This window comes from Tunturibacter gelidoferens (assembly GCF_040358255.1).
Taxonomy (GTDB): domain Bacteria; phylum Acidobacteriota; class Terriglobia; order Terriglobales; family Acidobacteriaceae; genus Edaphobacter; species Edaphobacter gelidiferens.
The window spans coordinates 2,981,627-3,008,320 of record NZ_CP132938.1; the positions used below are offsets into that span (position 1 = coordinate 2,981,627).

Below are 26,694 nucleotides of genomic sequence, written 5' to 3' on the forward strand. Positions count from 1 at the left end.
CTTTATCAGTTGTCTAAGTTGTTGAGAAGATTATGGAGGCGCGGGTCGGGATCAAACCCATGTTCCGCAGTGGAGCCTCGTAACTTATTGATTCTAAAAACACACAAAACACCCAAAGTGGCATGTTTCGCAGGAGGCTAGCACAAATTAGCACAAAATCGCTTTCACTTCCGAAGCGCGGGTTCTTCCCAGACCCACGCTTCGGCGCGCACCTCATAGCCTAGGTTGTGCGCCCGATTTCTAGGCTGAGCGCATGCTGCTCTCTTAGTAGTAGAGCCGACATCATCTTTTGGGTAGGAGGTTGTGAGGGAGGCGGAGAAGACACGATAGCGTGACCTAACCGAAGGCTGTTGAGGTACCTGTTACGAAGCGAGACAACAGCCAGAAATCAAGCAACCCCTTGGAGTCGCCGGTTTCCTGGAGTGCGATCCGTTCCGGGATTCTTAGCGAGATATAGCGCCGCTTGAATCTCGTCTCCTCATGAGCAATCTTCAGGACCCCTGGTTCATCGATGAAGAGCCGCCGGATGGTGCTTTCGCTCAAACCCCACAGCTGCGCGATCTCAGCCACACAGTAGTGCCTTTCAAGCGCTGTCACGGAGCCCGGCCGGAATTTAGGAGGAGCTTCGAGCGAGGCAAGTTGAGTTCTCTCTGCTGGCAGATAGGTTCCCATCTCTAACTCCAATTCTGGCGGTTATAGACGCGCCGTGTGATAGCTATGCCTTGTCACCCAACCTCTGTACCTTTGATTGTGACGAGCCTGCGATTCTCTCGCCGGTCTACAGTGAGGCCTTTGGTAATGAGCCTTATTGGCTAACCGCATTCTTGGACGTGAGTTCATCACAACATCCTGTGAGGCCCGCGGCTTTCTACCAAGCTAAGACTGTCTTGAGATTCCAGCTTATTGACGATTCCGTCCAATACTTTTCAGTTATCAGGTGATATCAAAAAAATATCAGGCAAAGTCTCTGCCGCATTTTCGTGCAGGAACGAAAGAGTTTACCGTTCTCTAGACATACAAATCGTATTTGCCTCAGGTGGTTGAACGATCAAGTTCGCGCATCGGATTGGCGTTGTGCAGCATCTCTCACCAGCAAAAGCAGCGAATGGCGCCAGATTGTGGCTTGTATGATGCTACGCATATGTCTTGAAACCCATTGATCGCTCGTTCTGAACTGGCAAGCCGCTAAAAAGCTGTAGCTCCTGTTTTGCTGTTTTCTCTTGCGACTCCCGTGCTGAGACTTTTCGAGGAGGCTGCTCACTGTGTACAACTTCGTTCCACGCGAGCAAATCGGTGATGCGCTCATCCATCTCCGAGGGCTGTTCCGCGAAATACCGCCTTCCAGCGAAAAGGACTATCGGGCACACGAGAGACGGGAGATTCTGACAAAGAACCTCCTTTCGAATCTCTTTCGCACAAAAGACCATCCCACGCTCCATGCCGTGCTTGAGGTCGCGGATGTTTTCTCCCTAACTCTCGATGGTGCCCACCGCCTCTTTGGGTATGAATTAGAGCAAATTCGAGAGTATGACCTACAGCTCAACGCTGGCCGCACTCACATCATCGAAACCTATCCGTTCGAACGTGATCGCCTGGTGGATCTGCCGTTTCAATGCGGCGGCGACGAGGTTTTTACCAGGAGTTCCACCCTGCAGGATCTTGTTCCGGAGTGGCAAGGGAACGTCCCGATCCGCGCCTTGGAGGATGCGGGTTGGCGGCAGCCGGGTACATTCTATGTGCACGTAGGGACAGAAGATAGTCTGGGCTCCAGCCTGCCGCCGGGCGCAAGCGCTCTTGTGGTGCCTATTGACGAAGTGGAACGAATGCGCCCGAACCCAAGAGCGATTTACTTGCTTCAGTTTGGCAACGGATACCGCTGCAGTCGCTGTGTCGTCACCCGAGGCAAACTCCTATTGTTAGTCTCCGGCCGGAGATACAACGGGCCCCAGGAGTTTGCTTATCCGAAAGACGTCGGATCGCAGGACGAATACGGATGTTCGCGTTGGGCCTTCCGCTGCCGGACTATCCGTTGCTGCGTTCACTTCCAACGTCTGAGCATAGTGCATCGCTGGTCCTGCCCTGGGAGCATCCGTCTATGGATCGGCTGTTTGCGACCAAGCATCGCCGGTTTCGGAGATCGCGGCAGGACCTCCCACGCATTCAAGAGGCAATGGAGTCGATCTTCCACACGAAGCTCAGTGGGAGGACGGAGCGGCGCTATCGGTGGCCACGTCGTCGGTGCCCCATGTCGATGCACTGATCCAACTCTCTGTGACACATCTGACGCGCTACACCGATGCGCTCCGTATGCAACGGCCTATGGCGTCTGATCGGGGAAGGTATTCTCTCGACACGCTTCTCAACACAAGACACCTTGCGGATTTATCAGGAACGTTTCGCAGGCCTCATATACCTGTCCCGCAAGATCGGTGGATGGCACTCCGTAAAGAGTTTGTTGAATGGCCCATGTTGCTGTCGCTAAGGTTTCCGCAACTCCGGTCTTTGGACGAAAGAGTCGTCCGACTTCCGCACGGGAGCGCCCTCCAAGGCATCGATCCACCGATCTCTCCGGGCTCACTCATTCTTTTGGAGGAGATCCCCGGCATCCCTGAGATCGAGAGCGATACGACGAAGACCGGTTGGAGTCGTCGCGTCTATGCACTTCGTAAAGGCGCAGATCTACGATGCGGCTACTTGGATCGAAATGACAATCAGTACGTGCTTCTGGCCGGCGCCCACGGGGCCGGGGAGGCGATTTCGGTCCATCAAGATGAATTAAGTCAGCTAAGCTACATCATCGGCGTCGCTGTACCCGTATAACAATCTGGGTTGGCGATCTGTATGTATGGCCAGTTTTCGTGGCCATTACACACGAACGACCTCAGATATCCACTACAGCTCACGATCGCAATTAAGTTTGGTTAGCGGTGGTTGGGAGCCCAAGTGATATCGGATTCGGTTGCAGATGCTGTATGACGTCCTTTGAAATTGCTGAGGCGGTACTTTTGACCGTTTTTTCGGGCGCATTCTTTTCCATGACAAACTTAGCTGCGGCTACATAAGGATTCAGGGTGATTACGGCACCGGCTTTGTTTTTGCTTGCGCCATCTTCAGAAGCTTCGTAAAGCGGCTTCTGGGGGGTCGCCAGATTGCTTAGGGTTACAAATAGCTCCATTGTTGCCTTACCGGATCCAAAGCCAATTATCGCGCGATGAATACGACTCCCTTCATCCACCTGTATGAACACTCCATGCACCCACGCCCCCGTGGCAGGCTTCAGATCGTTCGCTGCCAATCTTTGCGCCTTGTAGCCGGCCTTTTGGAGATCACTGACGATACTCGTCGACATCGTCTCGACCAGCTTTTTTGCCTGGGCCTCTGGGTCCCGTTGCTCTCTCTTCGAAGGTCTTTCCAGAATTCCGGGTCGCGCTTGACTGATCGCCGATCCCTTATCGACCTGAACATTCTCAGCATCCAGCTCAAAGTCGCTCACGTAGATAGTCATGTCTTTTGTGAAGGAGAACGTTGGCAGCTTCTGCGGTGTAGCAGCGTCTTGTGTCGGTGGAACCTGAGCGACAAGATTGAAAGCCGCGAAGAAGAGGGATAGTGCCAAAAGCCGTCGCATGAATTTCATTGGGGCCTCAAGTTAAAATTGCCAAGATAATTGGCGATACTTCGGGGCCCGGATGCACGTTGTGCTTTGAGAACGCGCCAATTCTACGAGTTTGATCTTTTTTTCTCAATTTTTTTTGGCTCTCTCTTTTTTTTCGATTTTTTACACACAAACTTCAAAAAAATGCCATGAACGTGTAAATAATCGGTTTACAATCGTTCACGCACAAAAACGGGCCGGGTTCTACCCACTTCGATCAAAGTAGGCCATTTTTTGAAAGAACTTAAAGGCTATGCAGTTCTTGCGATGATGACCTGCCTGCTAAGCGGGGCAACCTCCGCCGCCATGGCCCAGAAGGTCTCTGCGACAACTAACCACCCCGTCGGTTCTCCAGCTTCTATTCCTTCGTGGCCACGAGTCTTCAACCGCAACGGGGTGCAGCTCGTTGTCTACCAGCCGCAACTCAAAGCCTGGCAGAAATATCGCACGATGGTCGCGGATACGGCGATTTCAGTAACAGACAAAGGGCAAAAACCTGTCCTAGGAGTTATCTCCTGGCGCGCTGATACCCTCGCTAACGTAAGCGCGCAGACAGTCTTCGTAAACGACATCGTAGTGCTCGACGCCCGCTTTCCTTCGCTCAACGCAGCGCAGGAAGCTGAGATGAAGCAGCGTGCCCACCAGCTCTATCCGACCATAACGTTCACTATCGGATTGCCTCGCATGATCGCCAGCCTGGAGAAGGTAAATGAGCCGGTAAGGACGGTTGCTACCAATACGCAGGCGCCTGTGATTCTCGTCTCCACAGCGCCATCGATTGTGCTCCTGGTCGATGGAAAACCGGTATTGGCTCCCATTCAGGGCACGACCTTGGAATACGTCGTCAACACTAACTGGGACCTCTTCTTCGATAAATCTGACTACTACTTACTAAACGGCAAGACCTGGCTCAAAGCGAAAGATCTGCATGGGCCATGGGCGGCAACTGTAAAGCTGCCACCAGACATAGGCAAACTGCCCGCTCATCAGAACTGGGATGACGTTTTGAAAGCCGTGCCGCCAGTCTCCAGCGGTCAGGTTGCACCTCAGGTTTTGTTCACCGAGAAACCGGCTGAGTTGATTGCATTCGTGGGTAAGCCGGTCTACTCGAAGATTCCCGGCACCAGTCTCAGCTATGGGACCAATACAGAGAACAAGGCGTTCGTTCATCAGCCTGACGGTCAGATCTACGTCTTGATCTCCGGACGATGGTTTCGCGCTGCCAGCCTTGCAGGCCCATGGACCTATGCAGGTGACTCACTGCCCGCGGACTTTGCGATGATCCCAAGGAGCAGCCCAGCTCACGATGTGCTTGTCTCCGTGCCGGGAACGCAAGAAGCCAGTGATGCCGTGTTGCTGTCGCAAGTGCCCACAACGGCAGTCGTGAATCGCGCTGCTGCAGAGGCGCAGGTCAAGGTCTCGTATGCTGGGCAGCCTCAGTTCAACAAGATCGAAACCACAACGCTTTATTACGCGGTGAATACGCCTGACAAAGTAATTCGTGTTGGCGATCTCTACTACCTCTGCTTTCAAGGTGTCTGGTTTATCTCCCGGAGTCCTAGTGGCCCATGGAAGACTGCGGATTCAGTGCCGCAGGTCATTTATACGATTCCGCCAAGCTCTCCTATGTACAACGTGAGTTATGTCGTGGTCTCAAACCCGACACCAACGACCGTGCAGACAAGCTACTCGAGCGGCTATCTCGGTGTCTTTGTCATTGGGGCGGCAGTGGGAGCAACTGTCGTGTACGGCACAGGCTACTACTACCCTCCCTATGTTGACTGGGGACCACACCCCATCTACTATCCCTATCCCTATAGCTATGGAGTGGCGGCCGTATACAGTCCCTACACCGGAGCCTATGGCGTAGGGCGGGCCGTGTACGGGCCATATGGTTCAGCTGGTTCAGCAGCCTGGTACAACCCGACCACTGGGACTTATGGACATGCGGTTACAACTCAAAATGCTTATGGCGGCCATACCTACGCCCAGACCTATAACCCATGGACAGGAACTTCGGCCGCGACCTCGCAGGGCCACAATCAATATAGCCAGTGGGGAAGTTCGGTGGTTACCAACGGAGACAACTGGGCCCAGGCACAGCATGTAACCAACAGCAACGGGACGGCAGGATCCTTTCAAACCTCCGAAGGCAGCGCCGGTGCCGGCTATTCGGGTGCTAACGGAAACAGCGGCTTTGTTGCAAAGGATGCGAATAACAACAACGTCTATGCTGGAGCCGATGGCAACGTCTACAAGAAAGACTCCAGCGGAAACTGGAGCAAGTACGACAACGGCGGCTGGACTCCTGTAGATCCGTCCACGGGCGCAAACCAAACTCGGCAGCAGAAGCAGAACTCCACCAGTCCAAATCAGCCTCAGTCTTCAACTCTTGGTTCGCAATCAGGAAACACGCCATCGGCGAGTGGTCGAGGGTCCGATCAGACAAACTCTCGTGGTGCGGGACGAGCCAGCCAGAACCAGTCTGGTCAGTTCCCGACACAGACTTCTCCTGGCAGTTCGACCTCGCCCGGCACTATGAGTCAACTGCAGAATGATTCGCGATCTCGCTCGCGCGGCGATCAACTTGAACAAATGCAAAACCGTGGAGGAGCCAGCGGCGGCGCACGTGGCGGTTCGCGCAGGCAACGTTGAGCGGGAGCGAAGTGAAGGAGTCGGCCGTGTCATTCTCCGCCGAATTGCTTGCATTCGTTCAAGAAGGCGGAACAGACTGTACTCCCGCACCTCGGTACTTCTGTTGCTCTTAGTGCACAGAACTTTCAGAAAGCAGGATCTATGAAAAGCCAGCGTAAGGCAATCATTTTCTCCGCCATCCTAATGATGACTTTGATTGTTTCAACTTCAGTATTCGTCAAAGGCCAGAATGAGACTAACCCTGTTAAGGAAAAGTTCCAGGAGGATCTCAAGGCTGCAGTCATGAGTGAAAGCATCACCGTCGCTCAGCTGAAGGAGATAAAGGAGAACCTCGCGATTCTCAAAGAGGCAAAATCCGAAAGACAGCCGGGCGCGCCCATCGACCTGATGACGCCTTATTCAGCTGTCACCAAAATCAGAACGACCATGGCTACGGTTAAGGAGCCCGACCGGACCACCCTGCGTCAGGACTTTCAGCTTATGATGGCTACGAAACAACCGGAGCCCTCTGCCGAACCTGATACGCCAGGGAAAAAACTCGGTGAAGATATCTTTGCCGCGGTCATGCATGGAGAACCGACGCCTCCACAGGTGCAGCAGCTTCAGGACAGCCTGAACTCTCTGGAGTCTATCAAGACGAGCGGAGGAAGCATGCTGGAAAAGTTCCGAGCGATGAAGACCGCCAAGTCGCAGATCGAGGCGACGATGAACGCTGGCTCGTTCCGACCGGAGGATAAGCAAGCGGTTCTCGATGACTTAAACAATCTCGGAGGTAGGGGAGGCGGTGGCGGTGGACTGAGGAGACAAGGACTGTAGTCGGATTGCGTGCGGGCTTTGGAGCCCTTCTCAATCGCCGTGTAACCGTGTATCGCCCAATTGCAATGAGACGAGCAACGCGCGCAAGATTCCTCGCCTGCTTCTCTGTCACTCTGGCCTCGCTGTGGAGCGTATCTGGCCTTGGCCAGAGCCCCGTAGAGCAGCCGCAGGAGCTCGCACTCGTTGACGCTATTCAGATCGCATTAGGGAACAACAGGCCAACCCAGATTGCGCGGTTGGACATTGCAAAGTCCGCATGGGAAGTTGCCGAGGCTAAGACCCATCGATTACCCGAAATCAAAACGGAGCTACTTGCTTCAGGAAATATTGACTCTCCCAGCTTCACCTTTCAGAAAGGCATCTTCGGAACGGTAGATAATCAGCCTGTTCCATCCACAGACACAAAGGTTAGCCTCTCAAGCGGGTTGACCGGATACGCCATCGCAACGGTGGCTCAGCCAATCTCGCAGCTATATCAGATACACCTTATGGTTCGAGAGAAAGAGCTCTCCGTCGATCTTGCAGGGGAAAAATATCAGCAGAAGAGGCAGAACACAGTGATAGATGTAAAGCAGGGCTACTACGCGATCGTTCAGTCCGAGAGCGCTCTCGAGGCAGAGCGGTCATTGATAAAGGAATATGAGGAGACCGATAGGGTCACCACGGACTACCTGAAGAAAGAGTCCGTCTTGAAATCCGACAGCCTGCAGATCAAAGCTCAACTGGCCCAGGCGAGACACCAACTCATCACGCTTAGCGACGATCTGCAAACCCAGAAAGAACACTTCAACGATCTTCTGGGGCGCGATCTCGATATACCTTTTCGCACTCAGCCTGTCCCACCGGCCTCAACCGACGAGATGGATCTGAAAGCTGCCAGAAAGACTGCGCTCGAGCAGCGACCCGAACTCAAGGAGGCAAAGATCAACGTCGAGAAGGCCGGCTACGACCGCAGCCTCGCGAAGGCCGAATATATTCCCGGAATCGGCGCACAGCTCCAATACCTCACTCCGATCAATACACAGATTCTTCCGCAAAACATTCTCACTGTCGGTTTGAAGATGACCTGGGAGCCATACGAATGGGGTCGGCGGAAAGACAATGTAAAAGGAAAGGACATTCAGCTTCAACAGAGTCAATACCAATTGGACCAGACGCGCTCTCAGGTGCTACTAGACGTCGACAACACATTTCGTAAATTGGCCGAGAGCCGTTCAATGCTGGAGGTTGCACAGGCTGCCCGCGACGCTGCGAAGGAGAAGTTGCGCGAAGTTAATGACCAATTCAAGAAGGTCGCCGTGTTGCTGCGCGATGTCCTTAAGCAGGAAGCCGCGGTCGCAAACGCCGATCACGAATACGAAGAGAGCCTGTTAGCGTTTTGGAACGCAAAAGCAGAGTTCGAGAAAGCCCTGGGAGAGGAGTAAGCGATGACTCCCCTTGTCATGCTGCGTGGCCTGAGGACCGCAGCTCTTGTGAGTTCTCTCTCTCTCTTTGTCACCGCATGCAAAAAGGAAACCCCGGCGGCAGCGCCTCTGCTACCCGTGCATACGGCTGTAGTGCAATCAATATCCGCCGACTCCGGTACGAAATACTCCGCTAACATCGTCCCGTACGCGCAGGTGGACCTGTCGTTCAAGTCGAACGGCTACGTAGAGCGCATCCATCAAGTTGAGAATCCAGGCGGCGGCATCAGGAATGTAGATCAGGGCGACCGAATCGCGCAGGGAACAGTGCTTGCCGTGGTCAGCCAGCAGGACTACATCGATAAACTTCAGCAGGCTGAGGCTCAACTGGCGCGTGGCCAAGCCGAACAAGAAAAAGCCAAGCTCAGCTTCGAAAGAGTTTCCTCGCTCTACTCGACGCAAAGCGCTACCAAGCCCGACTACGATTCCGCCAAAGCACAGCTGGACAGCACAAATGCCTCGGTCTCCGGGGCGCACGCACAGGTCAGTGAAGCGAAGGTTGCTCTCGCTTATTGCTCCCTGCGAGCACCTTTCAACGGCTGGCTGGTAAAGCGCAGCGTCGATATGGGAAGCCTCGTTGGCCCAACCACTAACGGCTTCACTCTGGCCGATACCAGCTCAGTGAAGGCAGTCTTCGGTGTACCCGATATCTTCATCAGTCGCGTCAGACTGGGCCAGCATCTGGTCATCTCCACTGACGCACTATCGCACACGGTGGATGGCCGCGTCAGTGCTATTTCTCCGGCTGCCGATCAGAAGAGTCGCGTATTCTCCGTCGAAGTCACAATCCCAAATCCAAAAGACGAGTTGAAGTCTGGCATGATCGCCTCGCTCAGCCTCGATGGCGTGAGACAACAGCAGTCCGCCCTGGCCGTGCCGTTGGCCGCGGTCATCCGGGATCCGGCGCATGCAAATGGCTTTGCCGTCATGATCGCTGATGGCAGTGGAAATCTCGTATCGGCGCGCTTGCAGCCGGTAGACCTCGGGGATACCTCTGGAAACATGATCGTCGTAAAGGGAGGACTCACCTCTGGAGAGAGAGTCATAACTACAGGCGTCACACTGATCAGGAACGGTGACAAGGTCCGCGTCATTCCGTAGTCAGCACATCAGTTGAACTTGAACCAAGGGTGCTCAAATGCTATGAGCCACAAGTCTGAAGCCGAGTACATCGCTCACACACACAACACGGCGCGCTTCTTCGTGGACAACCGACAGCTCTCGCTGGTCATTCTTTTCGCGCTCTGCATGTGGGGCTGGTATAGCTTCCAGCACATGACCAAACGCAAAGACCCGAAGATCCCCGTGCGTGTAGCCGTCGCGTACACACAATGGCCCGGAGCAACTGCGCAAGAGGTCGAACAACTCGTCACTCGACAGGTTGAGCAGACAATGGCGCAGAACTCATTACTCAAGCCGCCATCTGCCTCCGATTTCGGCATTCGCTCTTTCAGCTTTCCGAATCTCTCAATGGTCTACGTTCAACTCGATGACCAAGTGAGTGATCCAAAAAAACAGTTCACCGAAATAAATCTGAAGCTGAATGCGCTCAACAGCAGTTTGCCGCAGGGTGCAGGCCCCATTCAGTTCAACAGCGACTTCGGAGACACCGCAGCTCTAATGCTCACCGTCGCTAGTCCTCCAGCGAATGAGGTCGAGGTCGCTTTGCGGGCGCGATCTGTTCGCAGTGCAATCGTGGAAACGCGTGCCGCTGAGCCACGAAAGTCCGCTCAGCCGAGGGTGACCATCGTCAACGCATTCCCCCTCACTATCTCCGCCTCTTTGATGCGCGACTCTTTCATCTCATTCATCCAGTCCGCTATACAAACCAGAATGATCTCCGATCCCTACTTCTTCGAAGGCAGCGGTTTTATCGGCGTCGATGTCGGCACTCTCCTCACTGACGAAGAACTACGCAGAGGCGGAGACCAATTGGTATTGGAGAAGCTGCACCGCTCCGAAATTCATCCCGATGCGTGGCCCGCCGTCTTCATCCGTAGTCCCGACGATGCCGAGACGCGACTCTCTGCGGTGGCAGGAGACAGATATTCGTATCGCGAGCTCGATGATTTCACCGACCTTATAAGCAGGACCCTGCAGGGGGCCCACGAGGTCGCCAAGATCGAGCGCAAGGGAGTACTACCCGAACAGATCTATCTCGATTACTCGCAGGAGAGGCTGGCGCAATATGGGATGACTCCCTCCAAACTCAAGGACATATTGACCGCTCGCAACACGACGCTGCCAGGCGGCCAACTTGAGGTCGGGCCCGCCAGCATTCAAATCAATCCTTCAGGAAAGTTCACTGACCCGCGTCAAATCGGCGATGTTATCGTCGGATCCTCCTCATCCGCCGCACAGAGCCCCGTCTACCTTCGCGACTTAGTGAATATCTCTCGCGCCTACCAGAGCCCCGCGCGCTATCTGAACTACCTCACATGGGCGGACAAGCAAGGTCACTGGCACCGCAGTCGCGCGATCACCATTGCGGTTCAGGTGAAAGACGGCGAACAGATCGACGCTTTTGGCCGAAGTGTGTCGGACAAACTAGCTGCCGTAAAACAATATTTGCCAGAAGACCTGGTCTTTGCTCGCACCTCCGATCAGCCGTTGCAGGTGAAAGAAAACATCAGCCTCTTCATGGATTCACTCTATGAAGCCGTCGTCCTCGTAGTGATGGTGTCGTGGATCGGCTTTTGGGAGTGGCGTTCCGCACTGCTAATGGCGATTGCCATTCCCATCACTCTGGCCATGACCTTCGGGGTCCTGTATCTCATTGGTATTGATATCCAGCAAGTTTCGGTAGCCACTCTCATCATCGCGCTCGGGCTGTTGGTCGATGATCCCGTAATAGCTGGCGACTCTATTAAACATGCACTCGCCGAAGGCCATCCGAGCATCATTGCTGCTTGGCTTGGCCCTACCAAGCTTGCCAACGCTATCGTTTACGCAACCGTCACAAATATTGTGGCGTACCTGCCCTTCCTCATGATCACTGGCAGCACTGGCGAATTTCTCTTCAGCCTACCTATCGTCATGACGGTCGCACTGGTCGCATCGCGCTTCGTTTCGATGACTTTTCTCCCCGTGCTCGGGTATTACCTGCTGCGCCCGGAAAAATCGGCCGAGAGATCGTTGGAGGAGCAGCGCAAGCAGGGCTTCTTCGGTGCCTACGCGCGTGTTGCGAAATACTCCATCGAACATCGTTGGAAGTTCTTCTTCTCTTCCCTCTTGTTCCTAGCAGCCGGGATCTTTATCTTTTCGAGGCTTAGCACCTCCTTTTTCCCAGAGGATGTACAGTATTGGTCTTATATCGACGTTTGGTTGCCGAATGATGCGAATATTGGAACTACCAATGCGACCGCACTTAGGGCGGAACAGATCATTCGCGAGCAGGCCGCGCGCTTCACCAAAGAACACGAGCATCAGTTGAAACAGCATGACCTGCTTCGTTATGTCACAACCTTCGTGGGCGGCGGAGGTCCGCGTTTCTGGTTCTCCGCTTCTCCGCAAGGCCAACAGTTGAACTATGCGCAGATTCTGATTGAACTTCGCGACAAAGAGATGACGCCTGAGTTCATAAGGACACTGCAGCCCATACTGACCTCCTCCATTCCGGGAGCGCACTTGGATGCGCGTCAGTTGCTGACAAATCCCATGGATTATCCCATCGAAATTCGCATCTCCAGCACCGCTGACCTGAGCGCGCAACAGGAGATCGAAGACACTCGCAAACTGCAGGCTGTCGCATCCAAAGTGGAAGACATCTTCCGTTCGATTCCAATTGCGGAGCGCACTCGCAACGAATGGGAACAGCCGAACGCGCAGATCGCCCTTACCATCGATCCGGACCGCGCCAACCTGGCCGGGATCACCAATATGGACGTAGCGAACTCGTCGACCGCAGGAATCAGTGGGTCGACGGTCGGCGTCCTGCAGGAAGGCCAGAAGCAGATTCCGATCGTAGCTCGTCTGCGTATGAATGAGCGCGCACAGCTCTCGGACATTCAGGACCTCTACATCTATGGCTCGCAGGACAACAACAAGATTCAGCTCGCGCAGATTTCGGATATCAACCACGACCTGGTGACTGGGCGCATCGTCCGCCTGGAGCAGTTCCGCACCATCAATGTGCGCAGCTTTCCTATCGCGGGGCATCTGAGTTCCGAAGTCTTGAAAGTCGCCATGCCAAAGTTGCGCGAGCTTGGAGCGTCTCTGCCGCCCGGCTACAAAATCCAGATTGGAGGCGAATACGATAAGACAAAGAATGGCTTCCGCAACCTCGCCATGGTCATGATGATCTCAGTCGCGTTAGTCTTCCTGGCCCTCGTCTTCCAGTTCAAGAACGCCGTCAAACCCGTGCTGGTCTTAGCTGCAGCCCCCTACGGCATGATCGGCGCCTTCGCCGCGCTATGGATCATGGGTGAACCATTCGGGTTTATGGCGTTTCTTGGCGTCGCAAGCCTTGTCGGCGTCATCGTCAGCCACTCCATCGTTCTCTTCGACTTCATTGAGGAGCGGCGCATTGCCGGAGACGACTTCGAGCTCGCTCTGATCGACGCGGGCATCCTCCGCCTTCGTCCTGTGCTGATAACCGTGTTCGCAACTGTGCTGGCACTTGTGCCCCTAGCGATGCATGGTGGCCCGCTTTGGAAGCCACTCTGCTACGCGCAGATAGGAGGGCTCCTGGTCGCAACCGTGGTTACGAAACTTCAGGTGCCGGTAATGTATGCAATCTTTGTACTCGACCTCAAAATCTTAAAGTGGGACGTGGCCGAGAAGGAATCCGTCGCTCAAACTACCAGTGCCTGACTTCTCCTACAAACTCGCAAGCAATAGTCATAAAATCCCAACTCTCCTTATTCCTATGATGCTGAGCGTTACCGCGCCCTGGCCGTTCTTAGCCAGGAAACTCCAGAATCAGCTGACGCCGCCGCACCTTTTATCGAAGAGCCTAAATTCGCGATGAGGATTATTATCGGCGACTGAATCTGATGAGCTCTCGAGCCTTGCGAGGCAGAGTCTGAGGAGTTCTGGAGCGCTCAGAACTTTGGCGGTTGCTTCCAAACTGAATCTGAAGCTTGCCGAATTGCTTCTGTTGGTGAATCCGCCGGCGAGTGTAAAGCTAGGAGCTTGCATCGCCAACGATGAAATCTGCTATCCGTTACTGACATTGGTTCTCCACCGCTCGTCCTACTGTTTACAATAGTCAACCAACCCTCTTTCCCATCCCATCCTGATGTCCGCTACTCCTGCAAAGTCACGTTTTCGGCAAGTTCGCCACGAAGCTTCCGATAACCCGTTTTGCGGGCACAACGTTATTAGGCTGTGCAATACACTTGCGATCATGGCGTACCCCCGACTTTCGAAGTTAAAGAACCGGCTTCATTCTTCGTGGAAGTGGCTTCTTTCCTTCAGAACAAATGATTGGCAACTGAACGACTACGCGGTTAGAAATACGGGAGCAACAGGACAATCGCAGTCCACCCCTCCCAGCTCCGCGCTTTATTTCACACAGGTACGTCGCTCAGATCTTGAACGCGGCGATCACCGGAAGCGGCGACACACCATCGGCTGCCAAAGAGAAACTCAAAGAGAGCTTCGGGACGGTCCGGAACCGACGGCTGGAAGATGGCAAACCCTTAGTGCGTCCGGGAAGGTCATGGCCGGTCGAGTTCGCTTCTCAAGAGCAAGTAAATGAGTATGAGGCGCTGAGCGAGGATTTTATCCATCGCGTTCGAGATTTGGATTGGGCCTGGATTTCAGACCAATCCAGCTTGTGGGACTTCAATGAGGAAGGTGACAACAGCCGACTGAACGCGAAGATTATGGAAGTCTACGGAGTGGACGTGTCAGACATTCAGTCGGGCCGACTCGTGGCCATATTCGAGCGAATCGTGCAATCGCGATCGGAACCGGCCCAATCGATAGGTACGCCTCACCGGAATGCTGAGTCCCGTTAGAGGGTCTCTATTGAGATGCGCCAAAGACTTCCCTGAAAGGGAGCTTAGGGCGACTCAGCCGATACACGGGGTGGATTGGTGCAGTTGCGCCATCGGCTCAGGAATTGTTGCAAAATGAATTACTAGGACGAATCGGGAGCACTCAGTGTCTGGAACACCGCCGCCATTGTCGAATCTCGATCCGATATTGCTTGCTTCACGTTGGCTGTGTGGAGACCTGCTCCCTGAGGATGTCCCCCAAATTGCTATCGAACTCATCGAAGCAGGCCGCGAAGAACCATCGATATATCGAGTGGCTGCTGAAGTCAACGTGAACAGCCGGGATGATGTGGAGGCGCTCCTGGGACGAATGTTCGCGGCCCTAGGCGTGGAGTATCCGATGTCGTTAGAAGTCGCTCGGCAGACGGTTGCTCGGCAGATCGCAAAAGAGGTCGTGGCTGGTAGAAGAGATCCTTGGACTGCCGCAATGCGGCTGGACAGAGCCTTTCCTCATTGGGAGACAGAAGACCAGAACATCCTAGACATTTACTGCGCTGCGGATGAAGCCGACTGGAACCCAGGTTATGGACGAAGCGACGCTATATTGAAGCAGGAGTTAATCCAAGCTTTCGAGAGATTGGCTGGCTCCTAGATCTCTAGTGGTCAGATGCTTCCTGAAAGTCACGTTTTGAGCAAGTTCACGTGGCCAGAAGGTTCGGTGCGTCGAACTTGGTGAAAACCCCGTTTTCAAAGAAATCCGTTTCAGCTTAGAGGCTCTGAGCTCCATACTGGAAAAGAGAAAGCCACCGTCTCCTGAAATTGAGAGGACCTTCTCTGATGGGCGAACAAGAGTCGCTGCGATAGCCAGGGTAGAGCGACACCCAGTGTCTGTTGTCCATTGATAGGTATCTGGCGCGAACGGAAGCTGTAAAGGTGACGCACAATGCCTCCAATCATTTGGCGGTAATCTCGAATGCAATACATTGAGTTAGCAAGCTTACTAAAGTAACCTAAACTCAAGTCATTAAATAACGCTTGAGTAACACACTTACGGCTTACTTGTGTAATGATCTTCCTTGTTCGAGGTAGCTACGCCCATAGCCAGTCTTCGCCGCATGGGTTCCCTTTATGGATCACAACCCTTTATAAGGACGACCAGTGAGACTGCACGCACGTTGTGTTTGGTTCTTATCTGCTTGTTTTTTTTCCTTCTTTGATTTTTCCCCTACCGCGATTGCGCATGACGCCCCGCCCGCGTCCTCAAACAGAGACGTAACCAAAATAGGAAGAGGCTGCCGCAGTTTCTGCGGCACCGATGGAATAGTCCCGCCTACGGTTGAAGACTGTTACAAACCTGCCATGAAATGAACCGACCCTAGCCGCGCTGCGACTAAGGATGGCGAAATCGCGGATATCCAGCGAGTCGGGTTACGGAATGGCTTCCGTCAAGCTGCCGGACAGGTCGGGGACCTGTATTTTACGGGTTCCAAATTGTAGATGAAAGTGTTCAAACAAAGGAGCATCATGTCCGTCCTCGTCTCCTCGCTGCAAAACAAATCCAACACGGAAACACTTGAAGTTCTTGTCGTCGTTGGGCAACTCCGTTCAGAATTCGTCGAAGTGGAACCTGTTGTTCCACGTTCCCTGAAGGGGAGCAGGATGCCCGCGATCGCTGCGATGCTCCTGTTTCTATTCGCAATTCTTAGCCCATGCCTGGCAGGGGCGCAGCAGCAGGTGGAAACCTCGCTGCCGCTCTCGCAGCGATTCACGATCAATCTGGCGGCGGGTGTGCCGGAATACGTCGGAGATGCCTCCTCAACGTCGAATGCGCCGCAGAGCCAATGGTGGTTTGAGAATACAAAAAACTCGACGACGTATTCGACCAGTAGTTTTGTGGAGAGCTCGGACCCAGCCTGGCATCAAGTTGGGCTGCCCTATGATGCGAACATAGCGCGCACCTTTCTCAATCAAGACTCCGGCGGCGGACAGGGATCTCTGAACGGGCAGGAGAACTGGTACCGCCTGCACTTCAAAGTGGATCCAAAGTATGCCGGCCAGAAGTTTCTGCTCAATCTCGAAGGCACGCATACCGGCGTTCAGGTCTTCATCAACGGTACTTTGCTGCAAGGTATCAGCGCCGTCGCTGCCGATGCGCAGGCGACGCACGTCGTCGGTTTTGTTCCTGTTGTCGTTGATCTCACGCCGTACCTGCATACTGACGGTGCCACGGACAACGTGATCGCAGTTGATGTGTCCAGAGGCGATGCGTGGTTTGAGCAGCCTAATTTCTCCGGCGCCTTTCGCTTCGGCCAGGCCATGGCCGGCCTGTTCCGCAATGTCTATTTATATGTAACCAATCCAGTCCATATTCCACTCAATGTGTACTCCAACCAGAAGACCTGGGGCACCTACGTCGGCACGGTCTCCGAGGTTCCTGCTGGGGAAGGGACCGCGACTGCGGCTTCAGCGGTTGTCGAGGTGCAAACGAACGTTGTCAACGAGACAGCATCGACCCAGCAAGTTACCTTGACCACGCAGATTGTCGACGCGAGCGGCAATGTAGTCGTGACAGCACCGCCCATCACGCAATCGGTGTCACCAATGACGTCGAACACATTTCCTTCGACGCCGGCGCCGATGTTCGATCAATTGATCACGGTTACAAATCCAACCTTGTGGTATCCGAATAACTCGACCTACGGCAAGCCGTATATGTACAAGGTCTACCACATCGTCAGCGTGAACGGCGTTGTAGTGGATTCCTTCCAGAGCCCGCTGGGCATCCGTACGATCACCTGGGATGCAAACTTTCCTTACTTCAACGGTCATGCCATGTATCTTTGGGGCGGCGCGAGCCGGTACGACTACCCGGCCCTCGGCTCCTCGGTGCCGGACGAGCAATGGTGGCGCGACATGGCGCAGATTGCGGCCCAGGGCGGTAACATCTGGCGCCCCGGCCACTCCACCAGCAGCGAGGAGATGGTGGAGGCTGCCGACGCCTACGGCATCATGATCGACCAGCCCAGCGGAGACGGCGAAGGCTATTGGAATGCCTCATCCAATCCAACGGCGGATGACCTTCAGTTGAAGCAGGAGGTGCATCGCGACATGATTGTTCGCGATCGCAGTCATCCTTCGATTCTCGCCTGGGAAGAAGATAACGGCGGAATGAATCAGACGCTGGCCAACGAGCTTGCGACAATAGAGACTTCATGGGACAACATCAATCCGCGCGTGCAATCCGACCGCACCTACTCGCCTTCGTACGCCTACATGGGCGAATGCGACGGTGCTGGCTGCGAGGCTGGGATCAAGGGGCAGAATCCGAATAACCCTGCCTTTGGCGCCGAGTATTGGGACAATATGGGCACCGGCCGCGGTACCCAAACGGGTACGGGTGCCAATACGGTCTACGCCTACGACTACGAACTGGCTTTTGCGGCGCCGTATCTGGACGATTGGCGTCAAGGCAAAGAAGCCAATGCCTTCGGTATGGCGCAGTGGTACTTTGCGGACACTCCAGGCGAGGACAGTCTTTGGGCGGAGTTTCAAAATCAGCCCGCGATGGTTCATCTCGTGCGTTCGCTCGGCTACTCCTCTGTGGATCAAAACCGCTTTCCCCGACTGCTCTACTATATCTATCAAGCTAACTGGGTACCTTACTCGATCCAGCCGGTAGTTCACCTGGGGCACCACTGGAATCGCGCCTACGAGTACACCCCGGGAACCCCAATTCAGGAGAATGCCTTCAGCAACTGCCCCTCGGTTCGCCTCCTGATCAACGGCGTAGCCAAAGATCCGGTTACGGGAGCCGCACTCGCGGATCAGGTTCCCAATCCATGGAACATAAACTCGCACGCAGATCTAAGCCAGAGCAGTACAGTGATTCCTGGCCAGGTTCACTGGATGGTGAACTGGGCTCCGGGCACGGTTACAGCAGAGTGCCTGGACATCAACGGCAACGTGGTTCCGGGCGTGACGCACACGGTGACGACAGCCGGCGCCGAAAACAAGATCGTACTCTCGGTCGTTCCTGAAGTCGTCAAGCCCGACGGCACCAGTTTCAAATGGACCTCGAACGGCTCCGACGCAGCGTTCGTGCAGGCAGAAGTGCAGGACGCAAACGGCAACCTCGTACCAACCGCAGCCGACAACGTCACCTTCACCGTAACCGGACCGGCAATGTACATGGGCGGCACGCAACAACTCGTCGCCGATCCATCATGGACCAACTACTACCAGGATGCATTTTCCGAGGCGCACAGCACGGATATCGGCGGCTTGCCTTACGGATTCTTCCACGCGCCGGGCGACCCTGAGCTTAACTTCGACGGTGGATTGCAGAAGATCGCTCTCCGCAGTACTTTCACTCCTGGAACCGTGACCGTGACGGCAACAGCACCTGGGCTCGCGAGCGCCAGCGTTCAGCTGACCTCTGTAACGCCACCAGCTCCTTCTCAATCGCAGCCGCCGGCGATCATTGTGCCACCTGTAAACACCTCGGTCACAGTCGGTTTTCCTGCAACCTTTACTGTTGCGGCTAGCGGTTCCGGAACGCTCACATACCAATGGTCTGTGGCTGGAAGTGAAGTCGAGGGAGCAACCGGCCCCACCCTCACCACGCCGTCCACCACGCTCGCGCAAAACGGCGAGAGTGTCACAGTAACCATCAGTAGCAACTTCGGCCAGGTCACATCGATCCCCGTCACACTCACAGTGGATCAGGCGGCCCCAGTCGCCATCACCGCGCAACCTGCCCCGCAGACCGCCGTCGTCGGACAGGCTGCAACCTTCACCGTAGGTGCCACCGGTTCGCCTCAGCTCAACTACCAGTGGTTTCAGAATGGTGTGCAGGTCGCAACCGGCCCGCAACCCAGTTACACCACGTCCGTACTTACGTCTGTCGGAACGGCCAGCGTCTATGTCATTGTCAGCAATCCCCTCGGCCAGCTTCAATCGTCGACGGCGACGCTCACAGTCAACGCCCCCACTCCGGTGAGCATCACCACCTCGCCTGCTAGTCAGATCGTTGCGGCCAACCAGCCGGTGCAGTTTACCGCTGTAGTAGCCGGCTCTGCGCCCTACACGTATCAGTGGCAGTTCACTCCCAAGGGAGGCAACGCCACCATCCTTGTCAGCAACACGCAAGCCTCGAACATCATCACCTTCACCATCCCCGCCATGAGTGCCGCCAATGTTGGTGCGTTCACAGTGACGGTCAACAACGCTGCCAACGCTCCCGTCACCAGCGCCGCCGCGCAGTTGACGCTTGCGCCGCCAGGAATCAATCTCGCGTTAGACAAGCTCGCAACCTCCAGCACCTCGCAAAACGCCTGCAACGATATAACGACAACGCCACCTCTCTCCGGCGCAGGCTGCCTCGGAGCGGAGAACGCAGTCGACGGCAACCTCAACACTCGTTGGGGATCGGCGACCGCAGGGGCAACTCCAACGCCTCCCGTCACAGGTGTCGACCCATCCTGGCTGCAGGTGGATCTAGGTTCGGTGCAGGCCTTCAATACGGTCATCATCAACTGGGAAAATGCATACGCCGCGCAGTACCAGATTCAATACACCAACCAGGATCCAACGACCAACCCAACCTGGAACGTAGCATTCACCAACAACGCCGGAGCAGGTGGAACGGAGACCCTTAACTTCCCAACCGTTCAGGCCCGCTATATCCGGATGTTCGGCACACTGCGTGGCGGGAACTACGGCTACTCGATCTACGAGTTCCAGGTCTACAACGTCGCTCAATGCGGCGGCCCAAACGAGCGCTACACGATCAACACCAGCAACCCCAACTTGGTGCTCGATAACCTGCTAGGTCTCACTTGGACCCGCACCATCCAGACCGACAGCGCAATCGGCTCGCAGTTCACCGGCGTAAGTGCCGCGGCTTATTGCAAGAGCATCAACATGCGCCTCCCCACCGAGCCTGAAGCGCTTGGCATCAGTGGCAACAACAACGCGTCGTGTGCCTTCCCCGGTACGTGGAGCACATGGACCTCAACTGTCGATCCGAATGATGCAAGCGAAACCGCGATCGTCAACTTCGACGGCAGCGCTACAGAGAACGTAACCAATAACTTCCCAGGCGCCACCCTCTGCACTGTGGGCACATCCGCAGCTCAGGCTCCAGCTATCCAAACGCAGCCACAACCCACTACGGTCAACGTAGGACAACAAGCAACCTTCACGGTGGTCGCTACCGGGACACCTGCGCCAACCTACCAGTGGCTCAACAACGGAAATCCCATCACAGGTGCGACCGGTGCTGTTTACATCACGCCACCAACAGTCGCTAACGACAACGGCACCTCCTTCAGTGTCACCGTCTCCAATGGAAGCGGCGACATCACCAGCAACGCTGCTGTACTCACGGTAACGAACAACACAGGCGGAGGCGGTACCGGCGGCAATCCGCCTCCTCCTCCGCCGCCACCTCCGGCCTGCGGCAATGCCACAGCCTGCACCGGCAATGGCAGCGGTCCCGCTCCAGTCGGTTCCAACCTGGCGCTCAACATGACAGCAACCTCCAGCGACAATGAGAGCGAATCTTTCCCGCCGACGAATGGCGTGGATGGCAACTTCAACACGCGCTGGTCGTCTGCCTTCGAGGACAACGAGTGGTTCCAGGTAGATCTCGGCTCGATTCAGCCCATCGGACAAGTCCTCATACGGTGGCAGAGTGCCTTTGGCACGTCTTACCTGATCCAAACCTCCACCGATGGACAAACGTGGGCTACGGCGTTTCAACAAAAGAATGGACAGGGAGGAATCGATAACCTCACCTTCCCAACCGTGAACGCGCGCTATGTGCGGATGCAGGGGCAGACCCGCTCTTCACAGTACGGCTACTCGTTCTGGGAGTTTGAAGTCTACGGGCCTCTCGCGCCGACGATCGTAACCCAACCTATCAACCAAACCGTAGTTGCTGGTGCCACGGCGCAGTTCACCGTCGTGGCGGGCGGTATTGGCCCATTCACATACCAATGGCTTCTCAATGGGGCCAACATCCCTGGTGCGATAAGCGCCACCTATACGACACCTGCTCTTTCGGTGGCGGATAGCGGCAGCTCGTTCAGCGTAGTCGTCAGCAATGGACTCGCTTCGACTACCTCATCGAATGCTCTACTGACGGTCAACGCACCGCCTCAAAACCAGACAGCCGGCATCGCAAACCTGGCGTTGGGCAAACCTGCAACATCCAGTGGCAACGAGAACGCCGGACTTGGCCCGCTCAATGCCGTGGATGGCGATCTCACCACTCGCTGGTCGTCGGCCTTCACCGACAATCAGTGGCTCGAAGTCGACCTCGGCTCTCCAATGACCATCAACAAGGTGGTGATCTATTGGGAGGCTGCCTACGGCAAGGCATACGATATTCAGGTCTCGAACGATGAGCAGACCTGGACCACCGTAGCCACGCAGAACGCAGGCGCCGGTGGTGTGGAGACGCTTACCTTCCCGAGCGTCGTCAACCGCTACATCCGTCTGGTGGGCATCACCAGGGCTACGGCGTATGGCTACTCGCTCTTCGAGTTCCAGGTTTACGGCGCAGATGTCCCGGCAATCCTCACGCAGCCGGCCAACCAGACAGTGAACAGCGGCAGCACCGCAACGTTCAGCGCCACGGTTGGCGGCGACGGCCCCTTCACCTACCAGTGGCTGAGAAATGGCGTCGCCATCCCGGGCGCCACAACAACCAGCTACAGCACGCCTTCCGTGATGTCGACGGACAACGGCAGCACCTTCGCCATCGCCGTCACCAACAATAGCGGCACCACCACCTCCACCGCGGCGATCCTGACGGTCAACTCCAGTACGCCTACGGGCACAAACCTGGCGCTCAATCAGCCGGCAACCTCGAGCGGCAACGAGAACGCCGGCCTGGGGCCAGCCAACGCGGTCGATGGCAATGCAACCACTCGCTGGTCTTCGGCCTTCGTGGATCCCTCATGGCTGCAGGTCGACCTGGGCTCCACGAAGACGATTGGGCAGGTCGTAATCCAATGGCAAAACGCCTACGGTAAGGCCTACCAGATTCAGGTCTCGAACGATCAACAGAGCTGGACAACCGTCTACACGCAATCTTCCGGCACCGGTGGAGTGGAAAACATCACCTTCCCACCCGCAAGCGGACGCTACGTTCGTATGTTCGGAACCACTCGCTCGTCACCATACGGCTACTCCATCTATGAGTTCCAGGTCTACGGTGCTGGCAGTGCTCCAACCATCACCACCGAACCCGCTAACCAGACGGCCAACGTCGGCGGAACTGCCACCTTCACGGTCGTCGCCGGTGGCACAGGCCCCTTCACTTACCAGTGGCTAAAGAACAACGCCCCTATAACGGGCGCCGTCTCCGCGAGTTACACCACTCCTGTTCTTGCCGCGACCGACAACGGGAACCAGTACAGCGTCATCGTTGGCAACAGCAGTGGAACTGTCAATTCAACACCTGCGACTCTTACGGTTAACAACTCCGGCTCGGGTTACACCATCTATCCGGGCTTCATCGGAGTCGATCTGAACAACAACACCGGCGGGGTGTGGGCGGACAACCAGGTGTACGTCACTGTTATCGGGATCGATCCCAACACTGGGAAGTTCTCCTATCTGACTCCAGACGGCACGATCGTTGACTTCACCCTCAACGACAGCTCCGCCACCGGTCATCTCACCAAGAACGGTAAGAACTACGGCAACTACTCCTTCAACCTTGCCCAAAGCAAGCTGTTGAAGATTCCTACCTTCATCTCAGCCCGCGCGTACATCTCGCTCGGCCAACCTCTGTACGTTCAGGTCAACGGAGACGGCAACGGCAACGTAACCGGCTACGCAGGCCCTAACCCCCAGAACGCCACCGACCCCAACATCAACACCAACTTCGACTGGTACGAATTCAACAACCAGAACGGTATCTTCATCAACACCACGCAGGTTGACGAGTTCGGCCTGCCCCTACTCCTCGATGTCTGGGGTGCAGGCGGAACATTCCACCAGCAAGTCGGTATTACCGAATCCATCGCACAAATCGATAGTGAGTTCGCCAGTCAGGTCCCGGCGCAATTCCAGCCACCCACAATGTCGAACCTTCGCATCCTCTCGCCGTCCAAGCTCTCCATGGCCTCCGGCGGAGCGAACGCGAACTACTTCGACAGCTACATCGCTGGAGCCTGGAAGTCGTACAATACCACTCCGCTCTCGATAACGCTCAACGGTCGAACATTCACAGGCACGTCTTCGGCATCGACACTCACGTTCACCGAGACCAACCCATCCTCATCTCACACTGGCGAAGTCTTCGTCGTGCAACAGCCGTCAACGCAAGATGTGCTCGAATGCGCTGGCACCATGGCCAGCGGGGTTTCAGGTACGACTCCGCAACTTCAAGATGAAAATGCTGTCCAACTGCAGTTGGAAAACCAGATATGCTCGGCGACCAACCGCGGTGTCCTCCTCACCCCAGCCAACTGGGCCAGCGTCTCGGCCTACTACAACGCGTCGTCAGCCAACTTCTACTCGCAGTTCTGGCATAAACACTCAATTGGGGGACTAGCATACGGCTTTTCCTACGACGACAACAACAACCAAAGCACCACAATCACCACACCAAAACCAGAACACATGGCGTTCGGCATAGGGTGGTAGGAAGTCTGGCGAAAAGTAGCGTGGCGCCTTCGCAAGCTGCGGGCGTCACGCTGCGACCGCCGATCCATTCTCAACGACGAAAGGTGACGATGATGAGCGGTCCATGCAAGCGAGATAACCTCCGAAGAACACCCAACTGGAAGCGATTACATCTTCCCTCGACGCTCTGAAGGCTTATCACGGGCAAACCGGAAGCGATCCACTTGTTTGTCGTATGACGGGCAAACCGCACCTTACTGCCCGGTGCTCCGACGGAGTCGCCATGCCGCCGCGGATCGCTGGGTTTGGTAATCGAGACCGCTTCGAATAATTGGCAAGATTGGATCGCACGGGGCGGCAGGATAACAGTGCATCCGGAATGCCGCCAGTGACAACATAATGTTGCACTCAGCGGCAGCATTCCATGCAATCTGCAGTTAACGGACAATAGAGCATGCTAAGGATCATTCGGTTTGCGGAGCGTCTAAACTGATCCTGTCGGGCCATGTAATGGGATAGCGTGCCCGGCCATAAAGGAGGGGCCAACTATGAACAACCTAAGCAATTTGTGCTTCCGCTCCCATCCTTTGCGCACTCTGTATCCGGGTGGAGCTCTTATCGTTTGAAGATGCGATAGCGTTCTGTCTTGCATCTCGCTTGTATATCTAGAACTACAACGGAATTATGATCGGCTGCATCCAACAGCGCTGAGATTGCTAGGACTATGAAGCCAAGGTATGCAGTAATCTCTTTCGAGTGTTTGCCGCCTAACCAGCTCCAAGTCACTGAAACGGTCGAGGGCGGAGACATTCGTCACCCGCAGGTGACACGAAATCCCAATGTTGTGACGGAGATGGAAAAGAAATATATGTTCTTCGCAGAACAGGCTAATACCGCGAGAAAGCATATTAGTCGAGGACAGTCTTGCGTTTTCAACGTCTACTATCGGGAGGCTTAATCCCCAGAAGAGACGCTACCCCCGATAAGTCCTTTAGACAACGTATCTCCGGAGCCTTGCGTCTAATTGGGGTGGGAAGTAGAGCAACGATCCCACGGTGAGCGATGCCCCATACGAAAATAGAGCACTCTATCGTAGACGATGAGATATTGGCTACACCAAAAATATTGCTCGTTGATGATGACGAAACCACCCGCGAAATCCTTAGTGCAATTCTTGAAACTAGTGGATTTCAAGTCGTTGTGGCTGCGAATGTCAACGATGCTCTCAGCCTTATAGGCGCTCAGACTTTCGACGTATTGCTAAGCGACCTTCACATGCCCAATCCAGGTGATGGACTAACTGTGGTCAGCGCCATGCGCCATGCTAATCCCAAAGCCGTGACGCTCATCCTCAGTTCGTATCCCGCAATGAAAGAGGCTGCGGAGGCGATTTTGCTACAAGCGGATGGCGTTCTGGTAAAACCGATGGCGGTAGTCATGCTGGTCGATCTAATCAGAGGACGGCTGAAGCAGAGGACAATTCCTGCGCGAGTTATAGCGAGCGTTGCCGATATCCTCGAAGAGGAGACACAATCGACAATCAGTGATTGGCTTCTGCGTGTTGAACTTGAGCCTGACATTATTACTATCCCTTTGGGTTATGACGACCGTACCGCACACCTCCTAGACCTATTCAGTGACCTTGTTTGTCGTCTTCGCTACCCACTACCATTGGGTACGCGTGCCCTGGTGTCCACCGCAGCAGCTCAGCATGGGGTAGACCGACGTAGGCAGGGCTATACGGCAGCGATGATGGTGGAAGAATCGCGAATGGTGCAGGTAAGCATCTTCCATACCTTACAAAATAATCTGTACAGAGTGAACTTGAGTCTGGTCTTGGTGGGAGTAATGACGATAGCAGACGAGGTAGACTCGCAACTCGCTCAGGCGATGGCGAGCTATGTTTCAGAGTCAAACCTTGACGCTCTACCTGTAGTTGCCTAGCCCCTACACGGTGCATTAAATACGCGCTGTTCAATACAACGCCGCATCACTCTGAGGATTGAGTAATGCGGCGTCTTTTTGCGTTTGGGGAGAGCTACTTGGAACGAGGCTCTGCCTGGGCATTTCTTCAGGACGAATCACGTCCACGCCTACTGTAATGGAACTCGCCGGACTGCTCACAAAAACCAGAGTACCGTGACGATCAACTTTTGCAACAACGCCAGAGCTTCGCCTTACACTGTCTTGATTTAAGGAAACACTGTCTCTGAATACTATTCGCAAAGCCTCTGACTCTTCCTCTAAGCAGGATTGCGGCAGGGGCTTTTTTCGTTTCGGGAGAACTATTTCTCATCAGGAATGCGCCAACGGTAGAGTCGGAGTTGCGGGCGCGCGGCTTGTCTCCATTAGCCGACAATGACGGCAAAGGATTCGAGAGTTTCCACGTGAAGGACCCCAACGGCTTGGGTAAGGTACTCTCTCGTCCTGGGCAATCTGTTTGATCCTATCCTCCGTGATGTTCGTCACCTGTCGCTGGCCAAATGGCGCGTGATACGCGGTGCATATTGCGAGCTCGCCTCCGACT

General features: G+C 55.1%; 14 protein-coding genes. 10 read left to right on the plus strand and 4 right to left on the minus strand.

Annotated features, from left to right (window positions below):
- Positions 1–336 precede the first annotated feature (336 nt).
- The gene (locus tag RBB81_RS13330; protein WP_353070974.1) at positions 337–672 is read right to left on the minus strand and encodes a hypothetical protein; all 336 of its coding nucleotides are present in this window, start codon (positions 670–672) and stop codon (positions 337–339) included.
- 860 nt (positions 673–1,532) lie between these two features.
- The gene (locus tag RBB81_RS13335) at positions 1,533–1,676 is read right to left on the minus strand and encodes a hypothetical protein (protein WP_353070975.1); all 144 of its coding nucleotides are present in this window, start codon (positions 1,674–1,676) and stop codon (positions 1,533–1,535) included.
- A gap of 757 nt (positions 1,677–2,433) precedes the next feature.
- Here RBB81_RS13335 and RBB81_RS13340 point away from each other — a divergent pair.
- The gene (locus RBB81_RS13340) at positions 2,434–2,820 is read left to right on the plus strand and encodes a hypothetical protein (RefSeq protein ID WP_353070976.1); all 387 of its coding nucleotides are present in this window, start codon (positions 2,434–2,436) and stop codon (positions 2,818–2,820) included.
- A gap of 91 nt (positions 2,821–2,911) precedes the next feature.
- Here RBB81_RS13340 and RBB81_RS13345 read toward each other — a convergent pair whose 3' ends face one another.
- Positions 2,912–3,634 (minus strand): DUF4410 domain-containing protein, encoded by a 723-nt coding sequence (locus RBB81_RS13345; RefSeq protein ID WP_353070977.1) that lies wholly within the window; start codon positions 3,632–3,634, stop codon positions 2,912–2,914.
- A 252-nt stretch (positions 3,635–3,886) separates the two neighbouring features.
- Here RBB81_RS13345 and RBB81_RS13350 point away from each other — a divergent pair, with 252 nt between their 5' ends.
- From RBB81_RS13350 to RBB81_RS13380, 7 genes are all read left to right on the plus strand, one after another.
- On the plus strand, positions 3,887–6,307 hold the full coding sequence (locus RBB81_RS13350; RefSeq protein WP_353070978.1) for a hypothetical protein: 2,421 nt from the start codon (positions 3,887–3,889) through the stop codon (positions 6,305–6,307).
- A gap of 48 nt (positions 6,308–6,355) precedes the next feature.
- Positions 6,356–7,123, plus strand: a complete 768-nt coding sequence (locus RBB81_RS13355) for a hypothetical protein (RefSeq protein ID WP_353070979.1) — start codon at positions 6,356–6,358, stop codon at positions 7,121–7,123.
- 65 nt (positions 7,124–7,188) lie between these two features.
- The gene (locus tag RBB81_RS13360) at positions 7,189–8,547 is read left to right on the plus strand and encodes a TolC family protein (protein WP_353070980.1); all 1,359 of its coding nucleotides are present in this window, start codon (positions 7,189–7,191) and stop codon (positions 8,545–8,547) included.
- A 3-nt stretch (positions 8,548–8,550) separates the two neighbouring features.
- The gene (locus RBB81_RS13365; protein ID WP_246374154.1) at positions 8,551–9,687 is read left to right on the plus strand and encodes an efflux RND transporter periplasmic adaptor subunit; all 1,137 of its coding nucleotides are present in this window, start codon (positions 8,551–8,553) and stop codon (positions 9,685–9,687) included.
- Between the two features lie 42 nt (positions 9,688–9,729).
- Positions 9,730–13,398: an efflux RND transporter permease subunit gene (locus tag RBB81_RS13370; RefSeq protein WP_353070981.1), complete on the plus strand. Its 3,669-nt coding sequence runs from the start codon at positions 9,730–9,732 to the stop codon at positions 13,396–13,398.
- Between the two features lie 722 nt (positions 13,399–14,120).
- On the plus strand, positions 14,121–14,549 hold the full coding sequence (locus tag RBB81_RS13375; RefSeq protein WP_353070982.1) for a hypothetical protein: 429 nt from the start codon (positions 14,121–14,123) through the stop codon (positions 14,547–14,549).
- Between the two features lie 145 nt (positions 14,550–14,694).
- Complete coding sequence (locus RBB81_RS13380) at positions 14,695–15,180, plus strand: hypothetical protein (protein WP_353070983.1); 486 nt, start codon at positions 14,695–14,697, stop codon at positions 15,178–15,180.
- Here the strand turns inward: RBB81_RS13380 and RBB81_RS13385 are convergent.
- Positions 15,145–15,507, minus strand: coding sequence for a thiamine pyrophosphate-dependent enzyme (locus tag RBB81_RS13385; protein WP_257025453.1), 363 nt, complete (start codon positions 15,505–15,507; stop codon positions 15,145–15,147). The two genes, RBB81_RS13380 and RBB81_RS13385, sit on opposite strands and share 36 nt — an antisense overlap.
- Before the next feature lie 680 nt (positions 15,508–16,187).
- On the opposite strand from RBB81_RS13385, the gene RBB81_RS13390 reads away from it, so the two are divergent.
- Together RBB81_RS13390 and RBB81_RS13395 are read left to right on the plus strand one after the other, a co-directional pair.
- Complete coding sequence (locus tag RBB81_RS13390; protein WP_353070984.1) at positions 16,188–24,188, plus strand: discoidin domain-containing protein; 8,001 nt, start codon at positions 16,188–16,190, stop codon at positions 24,186–24,188.
- Positions 24,189–25,229: 1,041 nt separating this feature from the next.
- Positions 25,230–26,111 (plus strand): response regulator, encoded by an 882-nt coding sequence (locus tag RBB81_RS13395; protein WP_353070985.1) that lies wholly within the window; start codon positions 25,230–25,232, stop codon positions 26,109–26,111.
- The last annotated feature ends 583 nt before the right edge of the window (positions 26,112–26,694 follow it).